This is a genomic window from Streptomyces sp. col6, from assembly GCF_008042035.1.
Lineage (GTDB): Bacteria > Actinomycetota > Actinomycetes > Streptomycetales > Streptomycetaceae > Streptomyces.
Window position 1 is genome coordinate 76,150 of record NZ_RDBL01000012.1, and the last position, 21,766, is coordinate 97,915.

Consider the following 21,766-nt stretch of genomic DNA (forward strand, 5'->3'; position numbering starts at 1 on the left):
GTCCGCTCAGCGGTGGCAGCTCCAGTGCCCCTTCACCCAGTGGGTGTCCCAGTGGCCGGGGACGTGGACCTTGGTCCAGTGACCCTTGACCCACTGGGGGTGGTGGGTCCAGTGGCCGGGCTGCCAGTGGCCGTGCCGGTCGTAGTGCCCGGGGTGCCACACCTTCTGGTCGGCGTAATGGCCCTTGACCCAGTGCTTCGCCCAGTGGCCCTTGACCCACTGCTTCTGCCAGTGGCCCGGCTGCCAGGTGCAGTGGTCGTGGTGGTGGGTGGTGACGGCGGACGCTGCGGCCGGGGCCGGGGCGGCTTCGGCAGCCCCGGCGGTGCCCAGGGCGGCCCCGCCGGCGAGCAGACCGGTCGCGGCGGCGCCGGCCAGCAGGCGGCGGACTCGGATGGAAGCGGTCATCGGACACACCTTCCTCGTATCGGAGCGGACCCCCGAGCCCTGCGAAGACAAAGTCGCGAAGACATAAATATAGCCCGAATGGGGGAATGTGGCCCTTACGCCCGAATGGGTCACGCTCCGGCGGTCACGAACGGGTCGGTGTCCTGAGCGCCGCGTACGTTCCCGAGACCGCCGCCAGCAGGATCACGCACCCGGTGAAGACCAGCCCGGCATCGCGCAGTCCCACCGCCGTGGCCAGCGCGCCCACGCCCACCACGGGCACGGAGATCCCCGTGTACGCGACGACGAAGAACGCCGAGATGGTGCCGCCCCGGTGCTCGGCGGGAGCGGCCTCGCCGACCAGGGTGAGGGCGGCCCGGAACGCGAGCCCCTGCCCGATGCCTCCGCACACCGCGCCGAGCACGAGCAGCGGCAGCGACTTCGCGAGCAACGACGACGCCACCAGCACGAGCCCCACGATCAGCACGGCGCACCCGATGGGCAGCGCACGACGCGCCCCGATACGCGGAGCCAGCGACTGCCCGATCGTCGAGGCGCAGAACACCGAGAACACCACCGCGCCTGTGACCGCCAGGTTGTGCACGCCCAGCGTCGTGGCCGCGAAGCTCGGCGCCACCGCGGTGAACAGGCCGAGCAGCGCGAACCCTGCGAAGGCGGCCAGCCCGGCCGGTACGAACACGCCCTTCACCTCCGCGGGCACCCTGACACCCTGCGGTTCGAGGCGGGGCCACCGGCGCGGCTCGGCCACCGTCTCCGCCAGCCGCCAGGTGATGAGGCACGCCACGGCGACCAGACCCAGGTGGACCCAGAACGGCAGGGACAGCGGCCAGGGCGTGTACTCGGCCAGCACACCCGAGAGCAGCGGGCCACAGCCCAGGCCGCCCATGTTCGCGGCCGTGGCGGCGAATCCGGCACGCGCCCGCTGCCCGGGGCCCGCCAGTTCGATGACCGCCGCCGTCGCCGCGCCGCTCAGCAGTCCGGCCGCGCCTCCGGACAGCACACGGCCGGCGAAGAGCAGGGGCAGCCCGCTCTCCAGCAGGAAGCAGCCCGCACTCGCGGCGGACAGCGCCATGGCGGCCAGCAGGACGGGTCTGCGGCCCACCTTGTCCGAGTAGTTGCCCGCCACCAGGAGCACGGAGATGACCGCGACCGCGTACACGGCGAAGACCACGGTCACCATCAGCTCGGAGAAACCGATCTCCTTCTGGTAGAGCCCGTACAAAGGGGTCGGCAGTGTGGTGCCGGCCATGCCGATGGCGAACACGACGGCCGCCGCCGCATACCCCGCCCGGCGTCCGTTCACCCGTCCCGTATCCTCACGCACCATCACGCACGCCACTCTATGCAGCGGGCGGCCCCCGGTCGGAGCGACGGGCTGCCGCGCGCCGCAGCCCGAAAGAGAGCCACCATGAGGATCGTCGACGCGAAGGTCGTCGTCACCAGCCCCGGCCGCAACTTCGTGACGCTGAAACTGACGACGGACGAAGGCATCACCGGCCTCGGCGACGCCACGCTCAACGGCCGGGAGCTCGCCGTCGTCAGCTACCTCACCGACCATGTGGCGCCCCTGCTCATCGGTCTGGACCCGCACCGGATCGAGGACACCTGGCAGTACCTCTACCGGGGCGCGTACTGGCGGCGCGGCCCGGTCACGATGGCGGCCATCGCCGCCGTGGACGTCGCGCTCTGGGACATCAAGGCGAAGGCCGCGGGCCTGCCGCTCTACCAGCTGCTCGGCGGCGCCTCCCGCGACCGCGTCGCCACCTACGGCCACGCCAACGGGCGGGACATCCCCGAACTCCTCGACTCCGTACGGGCGCGGCTGGCCGAGGGCTACCCCGCCGTCCGCATCCAGACGGGCATCCCGGGCCTCAAGGCCGTCTACGGGGTGCACACCACCGACGAGCAGGGTGCGCGCGTCCTCCACCAGCAGACCCGGCCCCTGGTCGAGGACTGGGACACGGACGCCTACCTGCGGCACACCCCCAGCGTGTTCGAGGCGGTACGCGCGGAGTTCGGGGCGGAGATACCGCTGCTCCACGACGCGCACCACCGGCTCACGCCCATTCAGGCGGCCCGCCTCGGCAAGGACCTGGAGCCCTACCGCCCCTTCTGGCTGGAGGACTGCACACCCGCCGAGAACCAGGAGGCGCTGCGGCTGATCCGCCGGCACACCACGACGCCGCTCGCGACCGGCGAGGTCTTCAACACGGTGTACGACTACCAGACGCTGATCACCGAGCAGCTGATCGACTACGTGCGCTCCGCGGTCACCCACTTCGGCGGGGTCACCCCGCTGCGCAAGCTCTTCGACTTCGCCGCGCAGTACCAGATCAAGAGCGCCATCCACGGTCCGGAGGACATCTCGCCGGTCGGGATGGCCGCGGCCGTCCACCTCGATCTCGCCGTCCACAACCTCGGCATCCAGGAGTACTCGGGGCACAACGCCCTCACCCGGGAGGTGTTCCGGCACGCGTACACCTTCACCGACGGGCACCTGCACCCCGGAGACGAGCCCGGCATCGGTGTCGAGCTCGACGAGGAACTCGCCGCGGCGCACCCGTACGAGCAGACCTATCTGCCCGTCAACCGGCTCCGCGACGGCACCGTGCACGACTGGTGACCGGGGGAGGGGGCCCCGGGATGTCCGGGGCCCCCTCCGTGTTCTACGGGAAGGCGGGCTGGAGGCCCGCGTACACCCCGTGACGGCCCAGCAGCTCCTCGTGCGTACCGACCTCCGCGATCCGGCCGCCCTCCATGACCACGATGCGGTCGGCGCCCTGGATGGTGGAGAGGCGGTGGGCGACCACGAAGACGGTCCGGCCGTGCACCAGCCGGGACAGCGCCTCCTGCACCAGCGCCTCGGAACGGTTGTCCAGCGCCGAGGTCGCCTCGTCGAGCACCAGGACTCTCGGATCGCGGATCAGCGCCCTGGCGATGGCGAGCCGCTGCTTCTGGCCGCCGGAGAGCCGGGCGCCGCGCTCACCGACCACCGTGTCCAGGCCCTGGGGCAGGCGGCGCACGAACTCCATGGCGTTGGCGTCCTCCAGCGCGCTCAGCAGGGTCGCGTCGTCGGTGTGCCCCAGACCATAGGTGACGTTGTCGCGGATGCTGCCCTCGAAGAGGATCGACTCCTGAGGCACCACCGAGAGGAACCGGCGGTAGCTGCGCAGGTCGAGCCCGGCCATGTCGGTGCCGTCGAGCAGGATGCGGCCGGAGGTCGGCCGGATGAACCCGATCAGGAGGTTGAGGACGGTCGACTTGCCCGCCCCCGAGGCGCCGACCAGGGCGATCGTCTCGCCCGGCCGCGCGGACAGCGTGAACCCGTCGACGGCGGGGGCGTCGTCGTACGCGAAGGCCACGTCCTCGAAGTCGATGCGGCCGGTGACCCGCTCCACCTGCGCCTTGCCCGCGTTGTGCTCCAGGTCGGGCGCCTGGAGCACCTCGCCCGCCGAACGCACCGACTCCAGCCCCTTGGTGAGGATGGGGGCGAGCCCGAGAAGGGTGGTCACCGAGCCGGTCAGCACGGTGAAGAAGGCGCTCAGCATGACGACGTCACCGGCGGTGACCGGCATCCAGCCGTGGTACGCGACCAGCGCGGACCCGGTCAGGCAGAGCACGCCGAGGGTATTGAGGAGCACCCAGGCCAGTGAGCCGAAGCGGCCGTTGAGCATGTCCAGGCGCAGCCCGGCGGCGAACACCTGACGCAGCGAGCCGTCCACGCGCCCCAGCGCGGTCCGCTCCAGGCCGTGGGCGCGGGTGATGGGGATGAGGGTGGTCATCTCGCCGACGCGGGAGGACAACTGCTCGACCTCGCGGCGGAAGGACTCGTTGTGGCTGCGGAGCCGGCCGCGCAGCCTCATCACGAGGAACCCGGCGGCGGGGACGACGACCAGGAAGACGGGCAGGAAGGACGGCACCCGCAGACCGATGACCACGAGCCCGCCGACCAGGGTCACGACGGCGCCGAGCCCCATGTCGGCGCTCTGCTGCACCATCTGCTCCACGGCTTCGACGTCGCGGACCACCTTGGCCTGCAGCACGCTGGAGCTGACCCGGGCGTGGTAGCCGACGGACAGTTGCTGCATCCGGCGGCACAGGGCCGAGCGCAGGGTGATGCCCATGCGGCGGATGCTGCCGCCGAGGCACCGTACGTACCACTGATGCAGGGGGTAGTTGAGGACGAGGATGAACAGGAGGAGCCCGGTCGCCTTCCAGAGCTCGGACTCCGGGCCGTGCTGGACCACCACGTCCAGCACGGTCGCGGTGATCAGCGGCAGCAGCCATATGGGGCTGTGCTTCACGGTGAAGAGGACGACGGCGAGGGCCAGACGGCCGCGGTCCGGGCGGAGGAGGAGGGCGAGCGTGCGGACCGGGTGTTCGCCGCGGTAGCGGTGGTCCAGGTGGTCGAAGGGCGCCAGGGATTCGGCGGAGGGTGGGGATACCGCTTTCTGCATGGAACCATCCCACCGCGCGACCGATGCCCGGGGCAACCGTGTTCCACGGACAGGACACGGGGCGCGTGGGGGTTGGGAAACCGTCAGCGGACAGGGAGTTCGCGGGGCTGTTCCTCCGGCGCAGGGGCGGTACGGCCGGGGCGTCCCACGGAGGCGATCGCGCTGGTGACGAGGCCGGCCAGCAGGCCCCAGAACGCCGAGCCGATGCCCAGCAGCGTCACACCCGAGGCGGTGGCGAGGAAGGTGACCACGGCCGCCTCGCGTGACTCCTTCTCCGCGAGCGCCGAGGCCAGCGAGGACTCGATCGTCGCGAGCAGCCCGATCCCCGCGATCGCCAGGACGAGTTCGTGCGGCATGGCCGTGAGGAGTGAGGCGACGGTCGCCCCGAGCAGCCCCACGCAGAGATAGAAGAACCCGGCCCACATCGCCGCCAGATAGCGCTTGTCCCGGTCGGGGTGGGCCTCGTCACCCGTGCAGATCGCTGCCGTGATGGCGGCGAGGTTGAGCCCGAACGCGCCGAAGGGCGCCAGCACCGCGTTGGCCGCTCCGGTCCAGGTCATCAGCGGTGACACCGGCACGTCGTAACCGGAACCGCGCAGCACGGCGACACCGGGCAGGTTCTGCGAGGCCATGGTGACGACGAACAGCGGAGCCCCGACACTGACGAGCACCTTCCAGTCGAACTCGGGCGCCGTGAAGACCGGGGTGGCCAGGGAGAGCTGGACCCGGTCCGGCTGCCAGCCACCGGTGAACAGCGTGGCCACCACCCCGACGGCGAGGGCCAGCAGCACTGCGTAGCGCGGCTGCAGACGGCGGCCCAGCAGATAGACGACGAACATCGGGAAGGCGACCGCGAAGCTGTCGTGCATGGTGCTGAACAGGCCCATGCCGAACCGCAGCAGCACTCCGGCGAGCAGGGCTGCGGCCAGCGGCACGGGGATGCGGCTCATGACCCGGGCGAACCACCCCGTGACACCGCTCACCAGGATCAGCACCGCCGAGAAGATGAACGCACCGACGGCCTGCGGCATGGACACCCCGGCCAGACCCGTCGTCAGAAGGGCCGCGCCCGGCGTCGACCACGCCGTCACCACCGGCGCCCGGTACCGCAGCGACAGGCCGGCGCAGGTGCAGGCCAGGCCGAGGCCGAGCGCGAGCATCCAGGAGGAGATCTCCCGCGCGTCGGCCCCCGCCGCCTTCGCGGCGGTGAACACCAGCGCCGCCGAACTCGTGACCCCGACCATGACGGCGATCAGCCCGGCGGCTACGGCGGAGGGAGGCGCGGCCGAACGTATACGGGTCAACGCGGACATGAGTGAGCCACTTCCGGAAATGCGATGCGGTGTTCCGTATACGGAACGTTCTGTATGTGGAACACTAGAGATGCGGGCCGGTGCCCGTCAACCACGAAAGCGAGCGGGCGGCGATGGGGCTGAACGAAGACGTCGGACGCAGGCTGCGGGCGCTGCGGAACGGCATGGACGTGTCGCTGTCGGAGCTGGCCAGGCGCTCCGGAGTCGGCAAGGGCACGCTCTCCGAGCTGGAGGGCGGCCGGCGCAACCCCACGCTGGAGACCCTGTACGCCCTCACCACCGCCCTCGGCCGCCCCCTCAGCGCCGTGCTGAGCGACCCGCTGCCCGGCGGTGCCCCCGTCGAGAACCGGCCGGGCGTCTCGGGCAGCGCCGTCACGGCGGTCCTGCTGGAACGGTACGAGGAGGGGGAGGCGGTCACCGACGTGTTCCGGGTGACCATTCGCGCCGGTGCGGTCCAGGAGTCGGAGGCCCATGTGCCGGGCACGACCGAGAGCCTGATGGTGCTGGCGGGCACCGCGGTCGTCGGGCTGCCCGGCGGCCTCGGCACGGTCGGGCCCGGGGACTCGGCGCGGTGGGAAGCCGACGCACCCCATGTCTACAGCGCGCCCGACGGTGACGTGCAGGGCATCCTCTTCGTGCGCAGCCCGGTGGCGGGGGAGCGGCGGAAGTGACCGCCGTCGCCCCCGCCGGAGCGCCGCTCAGCCGAGCAGGTTGACCAGGCGGATGTAGCGGACCCAGTCCCAGTTCGGACCGGGGTCGGTGTGGTCGGTGCCCGGCACCTCGACGTGCCCGAGAATGTGGGCACGGTCCTTGGGGATCTTGTACCGGTTGCAGATGTTGGCCGTCAGCAGCGCCGACTGCTCGTACATGGCGTTGGTGAAGTACGAGGGCTGGTCCACCCACCCCTCGTGCTCGATACCGATGCTGCGGGTGTTGTAGTCCCAGTTCCCCGCGTGCCAGGCGACGTCCTTCTCCCGTACGCACTGGTCGATGTAACCGTCGCCCGAACGCACCACGTAGTGCGCCGAGACCTGCTTCGCCGGGTTCTGGAAGATCGACACCGTCTCGGAGAACGTCTCCTGGGTGACATGGATGATGACGAACTGGACGGGGTACGCCGAGGGCCGGGAGGACGCCGTGTAGTTGGACGTCGAAGCGGGAACCCAGTGCGCCGCCGGGTAGTCCGTCGCGGCCGTCGTCGCGGCGGTGGCCCGGACGGGGGCGGGGAGCAGCGCTCCGGCCGCGGCGACCACGGCGCCCTGGAGGATTCGTCTGCGTTCCATGCGTACTCCTGTGGGGGGTGGGGCGGGCAGGGGGATACGGATGGTGCGGTGCCGTGTACGGCCGCCGGGCGGCCCGTCCGGTGACCGGAACGGGCTGTCCGAAGTGCGGCCGAGTCCTGTGCGGGGCCCACCGTACGGGCGGCCCGCATGTCACGGAAGACGGCAGGATACCCAAATCCTGTTCATGGAAAGGGATGTGACGGGGTGTCGGAGCACCGTCCTCCCGCCGTCAGACGCCTTCCGCCTCCGCCCACGCGGCCGCCGGGTCGTCGTCCGCCGGCCCCGCCGGGAACCACTGACCGCTCTCCCTCCGGTACGGGTACCAGCGCCCGTCCGGGCCGTACCGCAGCTGGAGGCCGCCGTCCGCGGAGGTCCAGCGGTTGTGCTCGGCCCGCAGCCGGGGCGCCTCGTCCTCCTCCCACGCCGCGGCCAGCCGCGTCCTGGCCCGCGCCAGGGCCTCGCCCTCCAGGGGCCGGTCCTCGTCGAGCACGGACAGCGCGGTCGCGCCGCCGTACCGCCAGGCCGCGACGGCGGCCGGGAGCCCGGCGCGCGCACGCCCGGAGCCGGTCGCCAGCCGGTTCACTATCCACGGTTCGGGACGGGCGTCCGCGGCGAGCCGGACCGCGTCCTGGCGCACGGTCAGCCCCTCGGCCACCGGCCGCTGTCCGTGGCCCGGTGCCAGCGCCTCGGCCAGCATCCGGTGGGCGCGGGCCGCCGCGTCCCTCGCCAGCATCTCCAGCGCGGTCGGGTCCACGCCCGACCCGGGCTCGGTCTCCGTGTCGAGCGAAGGGGCCGCGCCCGGTGCCGCGGGAAGCTCCGGAGGCGCGGGCAGCGCGGGCAGGATGCCGCCTGTGGCGTACGCCTGCGCCGCCGGTACGCCGGTCGCCTCCGGGACCGTCGCCCGCTCATCGGCACCGTCCGTGTCGTCCTGCGCCCCGGCCGGTGCCGCGATCCGCTCCTGCAGCTCGTCCAGCAGCCTGCGCTCACCGCGTCCCCGCATCAGCAGCAGCACGAACGGGTCCTGGTCGAGCAGCCGCGCGACCTGGTAGCACAGGGCGGCGGTGTGCGGGCAGTGGTCCCACGCCTCGCACGTGCACTCCGGTTCGAGGTCACCGATGCCCGGGAGCAGATCCATCCCGGCCGCCGCGGCGTCCTCGACCAGATGCGGTGGCATCTCCCGGTCGAGCAGCGCCGCGATGTGCCCCGCCCGCTCGGCCGCCATGCCCAGGAAGCGGTCCCACTCCTGCCCGTCCAGCTCCTGGAGCAGCACATCGCTGCGGTACGTGCTCCCGTCCCGGCCGCTCACCACGGCCGTGATCCGGCCGGGACGCACCGAAACGGCGCCGACGCGGCCCTCGCGGGCGAGCCTGCGCCCCTCCTTCAGCTGCTGGAGGTCCAGAGCGGTGTCCTCCAGCGCCTTCAGCCACGCCCTGCCCCACCACGAAGTGGCGAAACCACGGCCCGGGGCCGGGGGCAGGGCGGCAAAGGTCCGCTCCTGCTCGGATACCGCGTTCTCCCGCTCCTCGCCGCCGTCGGCGAAATCGTCGGCCTCGTATCCGTCCCTCATCGCGTCCCCCCTCGAAGCTCCACCAGATCGGCCAGTTCTGCGTCGCTCAGCTCGGTCAGCGCGCTCTCGCCGGACCCCAGCACGGCATCCGCCAGCCCCTGCTTGCGTGCGAGCATGTCCGCGATCCGGTCCTCGATCGTCCCCTCGGCGATCAGCCGGTGGACCTGCACCGGCTGCGTCTGCCCGATCCGGTACGCGCGGTCGGTGGCCTGCGCCTCGACCGCCGGGTTCCACCAGCGGTCGAAGTGCACCACATGGCCCGCCCGGGTCAGGTTGAGCCCCGTGCCCGCGGCCTTCAGCGACAGCAGGAACACGGGCGCCTCACCCGCCTGGAACCGGTTCACCATCGCCTCCCGCGCGGCGACCGGTGTGCCGCCGTGCAGGAACTGCGTCCCGATGCCGCGCACCGCCAGATGCCTCTCCAGCAGCCGGGCCATCGCGACGTACTGCGTGAACACAAGGACTCCGGCGCCTTCGGCCACCATGGTGTCGAGCAGTTCGTCGAGCAGTTCCAGCTTCCCGGAACGGCCTGTGATGCGCGGCTCCTCCTCCTTGAGGTACTGCGCAGGGTGATTGCAGATCTGCTTGAGCGAGGTCAGCAGCTTCACCACGAGGCCGCGCCTGGCCATGCCGTCGGACTCCGCGATCGCCGCCAGCGTCTCGCGCACCACCGCCTCGTAGAGCCCCGCCTGCTCCGGCGTCAGCGACACCGCCCGGTCCGTCTCCGTCTTCGGCGGCAGCTCCGGGGCGATGCCGGGGTCGGACTTGCGCCGGCGCAACAGGAACGGACGCACCAGCGCGCCGAGCCGCTCGGCCGCCGCCGGGTCGCCGCCCTCCACCGCACGGGCGTACCGGGTGCGGAACGTGCCGAGCCGGCCCAGCAGTCCGGGCGTGGTCCAGTCGAGGATCGCCCACAGCTCGGACAGGTTGTTCTCGACCGGGGTGCCGGTCAGGGCCACCCGCGCCCCGGCGCCGATGGTACGCAGCGCGCGGGCCGTCGCCGAGTACGGGTTCTTCACGTGCTGCGCCTCGTCCGCGACGACCATGCCCCAGCGCGCCGCGGTGAGCCTCGGCGCGTCCAGCCGCATCGTGCCGTACGTGGTGAGGACGAAGCCGTTCTCCGCGAGGTCCTCCAGGCTGCGGGAGGCGCCGTGGAAGCGGCGTACCGGGGTGCCGGGGGCGAACTTCTCGATCTCGCGCTGCCAGTTGCCCATCAACGAGGTCGGGCAGACCACGAGGGTGGGCCCGGCGCCGCCTTCGAGGGTCTGGCGGTGCAGGTGCAAGGCGATCAGGGTGATCGTCTTGCCGAGCCCCATGTCGTCGGCGAGGCAGCCGCCCAGTCCGAGCGAGGTCATGGTGTGCAGCCAGTTCAGACCGCGGAGCTGATAGTCCCGCAGGGTCGCCGTCAGCGCGGCCGGCTGACCGACCGCCGGCTCGTCCTCGCGCCGGGCGGCGGGGTCGGCGACCCGCTCGCGCAGCTGTTCCAGCCAGCCCGTCGCCCGGACCTCGACCCGTCGGCCGTCCACCTCGGCGGATCCCGTCAGGGCCGCGCCCAGCGCGTCGATCGGGGCGACCTTGCGGTCCTGGGTCTCCCGGGCGCGCCGCGCCTCGTCGGGATCGATGAGCACCCACTGGTCGCGCAGCCGTACGAGCGGCCTTCCCGCCTCGGCCAGCCGGTCCAGCTCCTCACGGCTGAGCTGGTGGTCCCCGAGCGCGAACCACCAGTTGAAGGTCAGCAGGGCATCGGACGAGAGCAGCGGCGCCGCGTCCGACGCGGTCCGCGCCAGGCCCCGGGGCGCCCCCCCGTCCTCCTCCTCGCCGTCCGGTCCGATCACCGCGCGCGCCGTGAGCTTGCGGGCAGTCAGCTCCCGGGGCCAGTGGACCTGGACCCCCGTCGCGGAGAGCGCCCGCGCGGCGCCGCCCAGCAGTTCGGTGATCTCCTCGTCGGCCGGCTCCACCGCGTCGGGCACGGCCGCCGACAGCAGCGGGGTCAGCGGCGGCCAGGCGCGGGCCGCCCGGCGCAGCATCAGCAGGGCGTCCATCCGGGCACGCGGGCCGAAGGCCGCCGCTGCCGGACCGCCGCCCGCCCAGATCTCGGCGGCGTCGGCGACCACGGCCGGATCGCTGACGCTGTGGATCTGCGGAACCACGCGGAACGAAGGCAGGGCCTGCCCCTCGTCGTCCCGGTCGAGTCCCCGCACCTCGACGCGCAGCGACAGGCGTACGCCCGCGTCATGGCCGGCCGCGACGTCGGCGGCCCAGGCACGGTGGCCGGGCAGCCGCTGCGGCTCCGGTGCGGTGAACGCGTCGGAGCCCGCGGCGAGCGGCGCGGCGGGGCTCCGGGGCAGGCAGTCGGCGACCGCGTCGAGGAACGCCCGTACCAGCCGCTCGGGTTCGGGCAGGAGCAGCGGGCGGGCCGCCGCGTCCAGGGGCACGGCGTGGGCCGTGGGCGGCATGGAGGCGGCCAGGTCGCGGATGCGCGCGAGGTCGCCCGCGGTCAGGGGCGCGGCCCGCCAGGTGTCGTGGTCCGTCGCGCTCAGGCCCGGCAGGAGCAGACCCCGGGCGGCGAACTGAAGGGCCAGGAGCCCTGCCGCGCCCCAGAACGCGACGGCTTCGGAGGCGTGGGCCGCTGCTCGCGCACGCGTCAGCACGGGCAGCGCCTCACCCACCGACAGCAGCCGCGCCGGAACTTCGTACGGCAGGGCATCGGCACCGGCCACCGTCAGACCGGCCGTTTCGCCGGGGCCGTCGGGCGGGTTGCTGCCGTCGGGGTGCCAGAAGGCGAGGCGGCCGGTGCGGGAGGGGTCCGAGGGCAGGAAGACCGCGGAACAGCCGGCGAGTGCGGAGATCTCGGAGAGCGAAGCGGGGGAGAGGCTGTGCACAGCGATGTCAGAGTCCTCAAATTTGACTAGTCGGCCGAGGTCGCCGAGGGTACCCCAACTCGCACAGCGAGGGGCTTCCTTCATCTGTGACCTGTGCCACTCGATGGCGCCGTGGTGGTGCGTGCCGGTACGGGTGGACCCCCGGGCCGGCAGGGGGCTGGCACCACCCCACCCCGGGTGGTGGCGCCATGGTTCCCCAGACCTCTCCCACCGTACGTTTCCTGAGGTCGGAGCGGATTCGAGACCGGAGACACCATGCCCCAGGCCACCCTTGCCGTCGCGGAACGAACGCGCGACGGAGCCGGAAAACCAGGAAGCGACTTCGCGCCCCTGCTGCGCGCGGTCAAGGCGCGAGGACTCCTCGAACGGCGCACCGGCTGGTACGCCGCGGGCATCACCGTCAACCTGCTCGCACTGGCGGCCGTGGTCACCGGCATCGTCCTCCTGGGCAACACCTGGTGGGTCCTGGCGCTCGCCCTGCCCCTGGCCCTCGTCTGGGCCCGCACCGCGTTCGTCGGCCACGATGCCGGGCACGCGCAGATATCCGGCAACCGCCGGGCGAGCCGCGTCATCGGCCTGGTCCATGCCAACCTGCTGCTCGGCATGAACGAGGCCTGGTGGAACGACAAGCACGTACGCCACCACGCCAACCCGAACCACGTCGACAAGGACCCCGACGTCGGCGTGGGCGCCCTCGTCTGGACCCAGAAGCAGGCCGCGCAGCGCGAGGGCTTCGCGCGCTGGCTCACCCGCAATCAGGCCCGGCTGTTCTTCCCGATGCTGCTCCTCGAAGGCATCGCCCTCAAGATCTCCGGATTCCAGTACCTCAAGCAGCAGCCCGCACGCGAGCGCGTCCTCTCCGCCTTCCTGCTCACCGCCCACCTCGGCCTCTACGCCGCTCTGCTGTTCACCGTGATGTCCCCGGGCAAGGCGGTCGTCTTCGCCCTGGTGCACCACGCGCTCTTCGGCCTCCACCTCGGCATGGCCTTCGCGCCGAACCACAAGGGCATGGAGATGCCCGACCCCGACGAGGACCGCTGGGACCACCTGCGGCGCCAGGTCCTCACCTCGCGCAACGTACGGGGCGCGGCCCTCACCGACTGGTTCCTCGGCGGCCTCAACTACCAGATCGAACACCACCTCTTCCCGTCCATGCCCCGCCCGCACCTGCGCCTGGCCCAGTCCCTGGTCAGGGCTCACTGCGAAGCGCTCGGCCTGCCGTACGCGGAGACCGGACTCGTCGAGTCCTACCGGCAGGCGCTCGCCCATATGCACGAGGTCGGTGCGCCGCTGCGGTGACCGGCCGCGCCACACACGAGGAAGCGGAAACCAGGAACCGATGAGGACGCGCAGACGTTCTCTCCATCAGAGGCGGCCACGGGCCGCGAAGGAGGCATGGCGATGTCGAACAGCGCGAAGGTAGCCATCGGGGGAGTCGTCGTCGCAGTCGTCCTGATGCCGTTCATCGGGTTCTGGCTGTCCCTGCTGGTGCTCGTCGGAGTACCCACGCTCGCCTATCTCGCCCTGGACCCGGCCCAGCGCCGGCGGCTCCGTAGGATCACGCGCAAGGAGATCGGCCGCTGATGGCCGGCCGCTGAGAGGGGAGTCCCGCCGTGGGTGGCACCGTGTCCGCCGTCAGCAGGAACGAGACCTACACCTTCACCAAGCCGAACCGGGACAGCGTGACGCTGCTGGCCGGCCTCGGCGTGGAGGGCGACGTGCACGCCGGCGTGACGGTCAAGCACCGCTCCAGGATGGCCCAGGACCCCACACAGCCGAATCTGCGCCAGGTCCACCTGATCCACGAGGAGCTGTTCGACGAGGTCCGCGCGGCGGGCTTCGAGGTCGCGCCCGGCGAGCTCGGGGAGAACATCACGACGCGCGGCATCGATCTGCTCGCCCTGCCCGTCGGCACCCGGCTGCATCTCGGTGACGAGGCGGTCGTCGAGGTCACCGGGCTGCGCAACCCGTGCCTGCAGATCGACACCTTCCAGGGCGGTCTTCTCAAGCAGGTCGTCGGCCGGGACGAGGCGGGCAAGGTCGTGCGCAAAGCCGGAATCATGAGCGTCGTCGTCGTGGGCGGCACAGTGGGACCCGGCGACGCGGTCAGGGCAGAACTCCCCGCCGGACCCCACCGTCCGCTCGAACGCGTCTGAAGCCGCCGACGGTCACGACGGCCGTACGGCCATCGCCTCCAGCGACATGAGGAGCCCCGGCAGTTTCGGTCCGCGCCCGACCGGCAGGATCTCGCCCGGAGCCTCGTCCAGGAGCAGGAAGGCGATGTCGTCGGTCCTGGCCACCAGCGACCAGCCGGGCCCGTCGGCCCGGATCATCCGGGCATCCCCGGGCGCGAAGGAGGACCGGACACGGCCGGGCGGCGGCGGATCGTCCAGGTAGCCGCGGGCTTCGGCCAGCGCCCGCCGGATGCCGGGGTGCGCACTGGAAGAACCTTCGGCGTCCGGTTCCTGCGGGGCGCCGTCGGGGGTGCGGTCGGCGTCGGTGGCGGCTGAGCCGGAGCCCTCGCCGTCGTCACCGTTCACGGCGGCCGGCGCGCTCTCGTCGCCGGCTTTCGCGCCCGCGGTCCCGGATGCCCCGCCGTCCCCGTCGGCCTCCGCGTCGCCCCCGGTCTCCGTCGCCGCGGGCGACCCGTCCGACCCGCTCGCCGGTTCGGGATCCTGCTCGTCGTCCATCTGGCCGCGCCAGTCGGCCCACTGCGAGGCGATGGCATCCGCTCCCAGGCGGCGCTGGGCCGGTCCCCACGCCTCGGTGTCCGGCGGCGACAGCGGAACCACCGCCTCCACGCCGTCCGTCTCCGGATCGTGCACGGGGTCGTGCGGCGCGGGCACCCCCGGCGCGGCGACGGCGACGGCGAGGGGCCAGCCGGGCAGCGCGCAGACCACCGAGCGGTCGTCCGGCGACAGGTCGTACTCCATGCCGCAGTCCCAGGACGCGATGGCCACCGCGACCAGGGACACGTCGTCGACGACGACGGTCCAGCGGGAGCCGTCGCCGTCCTGGCCCAGGACCAGCCCGTACCCCTCCGCGTACGGCTCCAGCCGCAGTGCCGCGCACGCCGCCGGATAGTCGTCACCGAGCACGCTGGGGAACTGCGCGGGGGTCAGCAGGACCGCGGTCAGCACATACAGTGCGTCGTCGTCGGCGACTGTGTCGTCCGTCCCGGCCACTGCACCCTCCTCGTCCGTCATGGATTCCGTCGGCGCACCCTAACCAGTGGGTAACCCCCTCGTCGAGGCCCTGACAAGGCAGGACTGCCCGCCCGGGACGGCTCCTCCGCGCGTGCCTCAGCCGTCGGACAGCCCCAACAGCTCCCGCGCCACCGTCTGCGGGGACTCTCCCCGCTCCCTGGCGAGTGCGATCACCGCCCGGCAGGCCAGCTCACCGACACCGAAGGACAGCTGCTCGGGCGACACCCAGCCGCTCGCCTCGTCCATCCGTTCCTCGTCGTCCTCGGCCGACGCCGCGACGAAGACGGCCGCCGCTTCGAAGAGATTGTGCTGCCGGCGCACGGCGACCGGCGGCACCGCCGTACGACCGTTCTTGCGGCCCGGGGCCACTGCTCTGCGCAGGGCACCGAATATCTCGGTCATGGGGGAACCGCCTTCCGTCAACGCGTCGACGCGCCTGCGTCGCTCGTACTCACCGTCCTGCCCCCGGACGTACGCTGGGACACTCGACCTGGACAAGGGAGACAGTGCGGTGAAGCGCTACGACTGGCTGAAGGAGATCCAACGCCTCGATCCGGAGCGGGACTTCCTGGAGATCTACCGGATCACCGTGACCTACGAGTTCCCATGGGACATCACCCGCGCCCTCGAACTTGCCCTGTACCGCACCTATGCCGTCCCGAGCATCGGCCGACTGCTCGCCGAGACAGCCGAGCTGACGGACCGTTCGCAGAAGCGGTACGACGACACCGCGCTGCTCCTCGACACCGTCGTCGAGCGCGGCTTCGACAGCGATCCGGGGCGCACGGCCCTGCGCCGGATCAACCGGATGCACGCCGCCTACGACATCAGCAACGACGACATGCGCTATGTCCTGTGCACCTTCGTCGTCACCCCGAAGCGGTGGCTCGACGCCTACGGCTGGCGCCGGCTCTGCGACCACGAACTGCGGGCGTTCGCGGCGTACTACAGGACGCTCGGCGCGCGCATGGGCATCAAGGACCTTCCTCAGACGTACGAGGACTTCGAGCGCACCCTCGACACCTACGAGGACACGCACTTCGGCTGGGACGAGGGTGCGCGTGCGGTCTCGGACGCCACGCTGGAACTGATGGCCTCCTGGTACCCCCGAGCCCTCGCGCCGCTCGTGCGCGGCGCGAGCCTCTCGCTCCTGGACGACTCGCTGCTGCGCGCCTTCCGCTACGAGCGCCCGGCACCGGTTGCCCGGAACATCACCCGGGGCGCGCTGCGGCTGCGCGCCCGCGCCGTACGCCTCCTGCCGCCGCGCACCAAGCCGCACTACGCACGGCAGAACCCGGAGATCAAGGGGTACCCGGGCGGCTACGAGGTGGCCGCGCTCGGCACGTACCCCACCCCCGGCGTCCGCGGCTGCCCGGTCCGCGATCTCGCCGGCTCGGAGACCCCGGCGGAGTGAAGTGGGAGCCGCACGGAGCCCCGCCCTACGGCCGGGGTTCCGTGCGGCGCAGCTGCCCCAGCTCCTCGTTCATCGCCCGCAGGAACCGGATCACGACGAGGAGTTCGTCCTCGTCGAACTGCCGGCGTGCCGCCTCCGTGCCCGCCGCCAGCGGCTTGAAGAAGTCCCGCGCCACGTGTTTCGCCGCCGCCGCGTAGTGAAGATGCACCACCCGCCGGTCGCCCCCGTCCCGCACCCGGCGGATGTGCCCCGCGCGTTCCAGCCGGTCCAGACACGCGGTCACCGCCCCCGAGGTGAGATCCAGCTGCTCGCGCAGCCGCCCCGGCGTCATGGCGCGCCCCTCCTCGCCCCGGTCCGCGTCGAGGATGGCGACGAGGGCCTGCACATCCGTCGGATGCAGTCCCTGGCTCTGCGCGAACTCGTGCGTGATGCGGTTGAACTCGCTGTTCATGCGGCGCAGCAGCACGGCGAACGACTGGAGGCCCGTGGGCCCGCCGTCCGCGCCTCTGTCCGGGCCTTCGTCTGCGGTGCGCATGCCCCTACAGTAATATCTCTCAATCATTGAGATAATGAATGACCGAGAGATTTCGGGCCATGTGTGTCATGTGTCGACCCCTGAGGAAGCAATGAAGCCCCCACCGAGGCACCGCGTCGTCCGATGGCTGGTACCTGTAGCGCTCCTGGTCGTCTGGCTCGGCATCGGAGGGGCCCTCGGTCCCTTCGCCGGGAAGCTCGGCGAGGTCGCGACCAACGACCGGGCGGCGTTCCTGCCGCGCAGCGCCGAGTCGACCCGGGTCGCGGACGAACAGAAGGCCTTCCAGCGGTCCGGGACCGTGCCCGCGATCGTCGTATGGACGGGCGGCACGGACGGACTCCCAGGTGATGCCAGGGCGTCGGCGACCGAGGCACTCGCCTCCCTGTCCGGAAAGCCCGGCGTGGTCGGCACGCCCTCGCCCGCGCTGCCGTCCGAGGACGGCGAGGCCCTGTCGGGCGTCGTGCAGCTGCGCTCCGACTTGGGCGACGAACTGCCGGACACGCTCGACCGGGTGCGTGACGCGGCCCGGTCGGTGACGGGCACGACCGCCGAGATCGCCGGACCCGCCGCCACCCAGGCCGACCTCAAGGACGCGTTCGCCGGAATCGACGGGCTCCTGCTGGGGGTGGCGCTGGCCGCCGTGCTCGTGATCCTGCTGCTGGTCTACCGCAGTGTGCTGCTGCCCTTCCTGATCATCATCAGCGCAGTCTTCGCGCTCGCCCTGGCCTGTGCGATTGTCTACGTCCTCGCGGACCACGACGTCGTCCTCGTGGACGGCCAGGTCCAGGGCATCCTGTCGATCCTGGTGATCGGGGCGGCCACCGACTACGCCCTCCTGCTCACCGCGCGTTTCCGGGAGGAGCTGGCAGCTCACGGCGACCGGACGACCGCCGCTCTCTCCGCGCTCCGCCGCTCCTTCGGCGCGATCACGGCGAGTGCCGCCACGGTGGCCCTCGGGCTGCTCGCACTGCTGCTCAGCGACCTGACGAACAACCGCGCCCTGGGACCGGTCGGTGCCATCGGCATCGTCTGCGCGGTGCTGAGCACGATGACGTTTTTGCCCGCCGTGCTGGTGCTGTGCGGCCGCGCGGCGTACTGGCCGGCCAAGCCGCGTGCCGTCGACGAGGCGACCGGCGGGCACGGCATCTGGCGCCGGATCGCCGCGCGCGTCGACGGGTCCCCGCGCAAGGTGTGGATGTCCTGCATGGTGGTCCTGGTGGCCTGCGCCGCGTTCGCGCCCACCTTGAAGTCGCAGGGCGTTCCGCTGGACGAGATCTTCGTGAACGACGCCCCGTCCGTCTCCGCGCAGGCCACGCTCGGCAAGCACTTCCCGGGCGGCTCGGGCAACCCGGCCGTCGTCGTCGCCTCGGCCGGCCGGGCCGACGAGGTGACCGCCGCCGCCGAGGCGACCCCCGGTGTGGCGTCCGCCGCGCCCGTCACGGCGTCCGGCCGGCCCGGCGGGGGGAAGCCGCTCGTCGTGGACGGCCGGGTGCGCGTCGACGTCACCCTGAAGGACGCGGCGGACAGCGACGCGGCCACCGGGACCGTCAAGCGCCTGCGTACCGCGGTCCACGCCGTGCCCGGCGCGGACGCACTTGTCGGCGGCTACACGGCGCAGCAGTACGACACCCAGCGCACGGCCGAGCGCGACCGCTCGATCATCGTCCCGGTGGTGCTCGTCATCATCCTGCTGATCCTCATGGGCCTGTTGAGGTCCGTCCTGGTGCCGGTGCTGCTGGTGGCCACCGTCGGCCTCAACTTCCTCGCGACCCTCGGGGTCTCGGCGCTGGTCTTCGAGCACGCCTTCGGTTTCAGCGGCACGGATGCCTCGGTGCCCCTGTACGGATTCGTCTTCCTGGTGGCCCTCGGCGTCGACTACAACATCTTCCTGATGTCGCGGGTCCGCGAGGAGGCGCTGGAACACGGGGCGCGCCAGGGCATGCTGAGGGGCCTGGTCAGCACCGGCGGTGTCATCACATCGGCGGGCGTGGTGCTGGCCGCCACCTTCGCCGCGCTGATCGTCATCCCGCTCGCTTTCCTCGCGCAGATCGCGTTCATCGTGGCCTTCGGCGTCCTGCTGGACACGCTGGTGGTGCGGTCGCTGCTGGCCCCGGCGCTGGTCGTGGACATCGGGCCCAAGGCCTGGTGGCCGAGCGCCATCAGCCGCACCTCACGGGATACGGAGCCGTCGGTCTCCAGCTGACGGCTGTGGAAACGGAGCCGGCCCGGCCACCGTGGAGACGGGGCCGGGCCGGTCGTTCTCAGACGTTGACGCCGTAGTCCTTCGCGATACCCGCCAGGCCGGAGGCGTATCCCTGGCCGACCGCGCGGAACTTCCACTCGCCACCGTGCCGGTACAGCTCGCCGAACACCATCGCGGTCTCCGTCGACGCGTCCTCGCTGAGGTCGTACCGGGCGAGCTCCACACCGTTGGCCTGGTTCACGACACGGATGAACGCGTTGCGCACCTGGCCGAAACTCTGCCCCCGGCTCTGCGCGTCATGGATGGAGACCGGGAAGACTATCTTCGCGACCTCGACGGGAACCGCCGACAGATTCACATTGATGGACTCGTCGTCGCCCTCGCCCTCACCCGTCAGGTTGTCCCCGGTGTGCTGGACGGAGCCGTCCGGGCTGTTGAGGTTGTTGTAGAAGACGAAATGCAGATCGGAGACAACCTTGCCGTGCTCCCCGCACAGCAGCGCACTGGCGTCGAGGTCGTGGTCGGCACCCGTCGTCGTCCGCACGTCCCAGCCCAGGCCGACCGTCACCGCGGTCAGGCCGGGCGCCTCCTTCGACAAGGAGACGTTGCCGCCCTTGGCCAGGGTCACACCCATGAACTTCCTCCAATGATCCAGTGGTTCACCGACCGGTGCTCGCGCGTTCCCGGCGGGCGACGGTCCGGCCGTCGCCCGGAACGGACGGCGGCTGTGCCTCACTCTTCCGGAATCGCGAGGATTTGCCCAGGGCGTGAGCGGTCTCCGGCCCGATTGCCCGGCCGGCACTCGGGGAAGACACCCGTACTTCGTCCTGAGCCGGTCTCTTCCGGTCAATGTTTCCCGTGGTCCTGTGAGGACAGGGGATCGGATCGACGATGGTGACGTGTGGTGGCGCAGCACGCCACCGCACGTCACGACCAGAAAACCGCACAACCGCACGACCGTGCGGGGGCGGCCGGGAGGCCGCCCCCGCACGGCAGCCGTACGAACGGGGTGGCCCATGGCAAGCAGGAACAGAGGGACAGGGACGGGTGGGAGGGGAAGCCGCCTGCGGCGGACGGCGGTGTCCGCACTGTCCTTCCTCGTCCTGCTGGTCGCCGGGGTCGGCTGGGGCTACCTGAAACTGACCGGCAGCATCGACACGTTCAGCTCCGACGGCGTCTCCGGTGACCGGCCGCCGGGCTCGTCCGGCGGGCAGAACGTCCTCGTCATCGGCTCGGACACGCGCTCGGGGAACAACAAGGGGCTCGGTGGCGGAACGGGGGCGGTCGGCCGCTCGGACACCGTGCTGCTTCTTCACGTCTACGCCGACCGTGAACACGCCGTCGCCGTTTCCGTGCCCCGGGACGCGATGGTCGACATCCCCACCTGCCGGAAGCCCGACGGCAGTTGGACCGCACCGCAGCACCACAGCCAGTTCAACGGGGCGTTCTCGGTGGGGGAGACGACCGAGGGCAACCCGGCCTGTACCCAGAACACCGTCGAGCATCTGACCGGGCTGCGCGTCGACCACACGGTCGTCATCGACTTCGCCGGCTTCTCCGCCCTGACCTCGGCCGTCGGCGGAGTCCCGGTCTGTGTCCCGCAGGACGTGTACCAGCGCGATCTGAACCCGAAGCGCACGACCCGGGGCTCCCTCGTCCTCGCCAAGGGCCCGCACAACGTCTCGGGACAACGCGCACTCGACTACGTACGGTTGCGCCACGGCATCGGCGACGGCTCCGACCTGGGGCGGATCAAGAGGCAGCAGGCCTTCGTCGCCGCCCTGGTGAAGAAGATCAAGTCCCGCGGCATGAACCCCACCACCCTGCTGCCGCTGGCCAATGCCGCGACCGACGCCATGACGGTGGACCCCGGACTCGGATCGGCCGACAAGCTGCTCTCCTTCGGGCTGTCGATGAAGAACATCGACCTGCACAACACCAAGTTCGTGACCGTCCCCTGGCGCTACGAGGGCGAACGCGTCGCCGTCGTGGAACCCGACGCCGACGCGCTGTGGGCGGCACTGAAGGCCGACCGGCCCCTCGACGCCAAGGCGAAGGACGCCGGGGCACCCAAGACCTCCGAGTCCCCCGTCGCGGGTACGGGCATCGAGGTCGCCGTCTACAACGGCACCACGGTGACCGGACTCGCGGCCAGGGCCGCCGAGCTCCTGCGCGCACACGACTTCACCGTCACCGGCACGGCCACCGCGCAGGACCAGAGCCGCTCCGGAACGGTCGTCACGTACGGCCCCGGCCTGCGTGAGGAGGCCCGTACGACCGCGAAGCTCTTCCCGGGCGCACGCATCACCGAGTCCGCCGGCGCGGGAACGGGAATCCAGGTGACCGTCGGTCAGGACTACGCGGACGAGCCTTCGGCCGCACAGGACACCGCCGCACCGGCGGCAGGTGTACCGGCCGACATCGCCGAAGGAGCCCGCTCGGCCGACGACGACCCCTGCGAGAACCTCTCCTACGGCTGAGCGCGGCGGCCGCTTCCCGGC

The 21,766-nt window shown here is 71.7% G+C and carries 19 protein-coding genes; 8 read left to right on the forward strand and 11 right to left on the reverse strand.

The window, feature by feature from the left end; genetic code table 11:
* Positions 1–6: 6 nt before the first annotated feature.
* Positions 7–405 (reverse strand): YXWGXW repeat-containing protein, encoded by a 399-nt coding sequence (locus tag EAO73_RS16105; protein ID WP_147972243.1) that lies wholly within the window; start codon positions 403–405, stop codon positions 7–9.
* Between the two features lie 124 nt (positions 406–529).
* Positions 530–1,732, reverse strand: a complete 1,203-nt coding sequence (locus tag EAO73_RS16110) for an MFS transporter (protein WP_147972344.1) — start codon at positions 1,730–1,732, stop codon at positions 530–532.
* 81 nt (positions 1,733–1,813) lie between these two features.
* On the opposite strand from EAO73_RS16110, the gene manD reads away from it, so the two are divergent.
* A complete protein-coding gene (gene manD / locus EAO73_RS16115; protein WP_147972244.1) occupies positions 1,814–3,028 on the forward strand; it encodes a D-mannonate dehydratase ManD in 1,215 nt (404 codons plus the stop codon).
* A gap of 43 nt (positions 3,029–3,071) precedes the next feature.
* Here manD and EAO73_RS16120 read toward each other — a convergent pair whose 3' ends face one another.
* Both EAO73_RS16120 and EAO73_RS16125 read right to left on the reverse strand, forming a co-directional pair.
* On the reverse strand, positions 3,072–4,862 hold the full coding sequence (locus tag EAO73_RS16120; RefSeq protein ID WP_147972245.1) for an ABC transporter ATP-binding protein: 1,791 nt from the start codon (positions 4,860–4,862) through the stop codon (positions 3,072–3,074).
* 83 nt (positions 4,863–4,945) lie between these two features.
* Positions 4,946–6,175 (reverse strand): benzoate/H(+) symporter BenE family transporter, encoded by a 1,230-nt coding sequence (locus EAO73_RS16125; protein WP_147972246.1) that lies wholly within the window; start codon positions 6,173–6,175, stop codon positions 4,946–4,948.
* Positions 6,176–6,288: 113 nt separating this feature from the next.
* Between EAO73_RS16125 and EAO73_RS16130 the strand changes: the two genes are divergently transcribed.
* A complete protein-coding gene (locus EAO73_RS16130; RefSeq protein ID WP_147972247.1) occupies positions 6,289–6,846 on the forward strand; it encodes a helix-turn-helix domain-containing protein in 558 nt (185 codons plus the stop codon).
* Positions 6,847–6,873: 27 nt separating this feature from the next.
* On the opposite strand, the gene EAO73_RS16135 is transcribed toward EAO73_RS16130, so the two are convergent.
* The 3 genes from EAO73_RS16135 to EAO73_RS16145 all read right to left on the reverse strand — a co-directional run bounded on the left by EAO73_RS16135 (position 6,874) and on the right by EAO73_RS16145 (position 11,907).
* A complete protein-coding gene (locus tag EAO73_RS16135) occupies positions 6,874–7,458 on the reverse strand; it encodes an N-acetylmuramoyl-L-alanine amidase (RefSeq protein WP_147972248.1) in 585 nt (194 codons plus the stop codon).
* 229 nt (positions 7,459–7,687) lie between these two features.
* The gene (locus tag EAO73_RS16140) at positions 7,688–9,025 is read right to left on the reverse strand and encodes an SWF or SNF family helicase (protein WP_147972249.1); all 1,338 of its coding nucleotides are present in this window, start codon (positions 9,023–9,025) and stop codon (positions 7,688–7,690) included.
* Entirely contained in the window at positions 9,022–11,907 is a 2,886-nt protein-coding gene (locus EAO73_RS16145) for a DEAD/DEAH box helicase (protein WP_147972250.1), read from the reverse strand. The genes EAO73_RS16140 and EAO73_RS16145 overlap by 4 nt, the downstream gene beginning before the upstream one ends.
* Before the next feature lie 255 nt (positions 11,908–12,162).
* On the opposite strand from EAO73_RS16145, the gene EAO73_RS16150 reads away from it, so the two are divergent.
* The 3 genes from EAO73_RS16150 (at position 12,163) to EAO73_RS16160 (ending at position 14,063) form a co-directional block, all read left to right on the forward strand.
* On the forward strand, positions 12,163–13,206 hold the full coding sequence (locus tag EAO73_RS16150; RefSeq protein ID WP_147972251.1) for a fatty acid desaturase family protein: 1,044 nt from the start codon (positions 12,163–12,165) through the stop codon (positions 13,204–13,206).
* A gap of 102 nt (positions 13,207–13,308) precedes the next feature.
* A complete protein-coding gene (locus EAO73_RS16155) occupies positions 13,309–13,491 on the forward strand; it encodes a hypothetical protein (RefSeq protein ID WP_018105018.1) in 183 nt (60 codons plus the stop codon).
* A gap of 41 nt (positions 13,492–13,532) precedes the next feature.
* Entirely contained in the window at positions 13,533–14,063 is a 531-nt protein-coding gene (locus tag EAO73_RS16160) for an MOSC domain-containing protein (protein WP_147972345.1), read from the forward strand.
* Between the two features lie 12 nt (positions 14,064–14,075).
* Here EAO73_RS16160 and EAO73_RS16165 read toward each other — a convergent pair whose 3' ends face one another.
* Positions 14,076–15,092 carry a hypothetical protein gene (locus EAO73_RS16165; RefSeq protein ID WP_147972346.1) on the reverse strand — a complete coding sequence of 339 codons (1,017 nt, stop codon included), beginning with the start codon at positions 15,090–15,092 and terminating at the stop codon, positions 14,076–14,078.
* 117 nt (positions 15,093–15,209) lie between these two features.
* Complete coding sequence (locus EAO73_RS16170; RefSeq protein ID WP_191134099.1) at positions 15,210–15,515, reverse strand: hypothetical protein; 306 nt, start codon at positions 15,513–15,515, stop codon at positions 15,210–15,212.
* Positions 15,516–15,624: 109 nt separating this feature from the next.
* Between EAO73_RS16170 and EAO73_RS16175 the strand changes: the two genes are divergently transcribed.
* Positions 15,625–16,527 (forward strand): oxygenase MpaB family protein, encoded by a 903-nt coding sequence (locus tag EAO73_RS16175; RefSeq protein ID WP_147972252.1) that lies wholly within the window; start codon positions 15,625–15,627, stop codon positions 16,525–16,527.
* A 25-nt stretch (positions 16,528–16,552) separates the two neighbouring features.
* On the opposite strand, the gene EAO73_RS16180 is transcribed toward EAO73_RS16175, so the two are convergent.
* Entirely contained in the window at positions 16,553–17,062 is a 510-nt protein-coding gene (locus EAO73_RS16180; protein WP_147972253.1) for a MarR family winged helix-turn-helix transcriptional regulator, read from the reverse strand.
* Between the two features lie 91 nt (positions 17,063–17,153).
* Between EAO73_RS16180 and EAO73_RS16185 the strand changes: the two genes are divergently transcribed.
* Positions 17,154–19,265 (forward strand): MMPL family transporter, encoded by a 2,112-nt coding sequence (locus EAO73_RS16185; RefSeq protein WP_147972254.1) that lies wholly within the window; start codon positions 17,154–17,156, stop codon positions 19,263–19,265.
* A gap of 58 nt (positions 19,266–19,323) precedes the next feature.
* On the opposite strand, the gene EAO73_RS16190 is transcribed toward EAO73_RS16185, so the two are convergent.
* Positions 19,324–19,899: a TerD family protein gene (locus tag EAO73_RS16190; RefSeq protein WP_147972255.1), complete on the reverse strand. Its 576-nt coding sequence runs from the start codon at positions 19,897–19,899 to the stop codon at positions 19,324–19,326.
* 445 nt (positions 19,900–20,344) lie between these two features.
* On the opposite strand from EAO73_RS16190, the gene EAO73_RS16195 reads away from it, so the two are divergent.
* The gene (locus EAO73_RS16195; protein ID WP_147972256.1) at positions 20,345–21,745 is read left to right on the forward strand and encodes an LCP family protein; all 1,401 of its coding nucleotides are present in this window, start codon (positions 20,345–20,347) and stop codon (positions 21,743–21,745) included.
* The last annotated feature ends 21 nt before the right edge of the window (positions 21,746–21,766 follow it).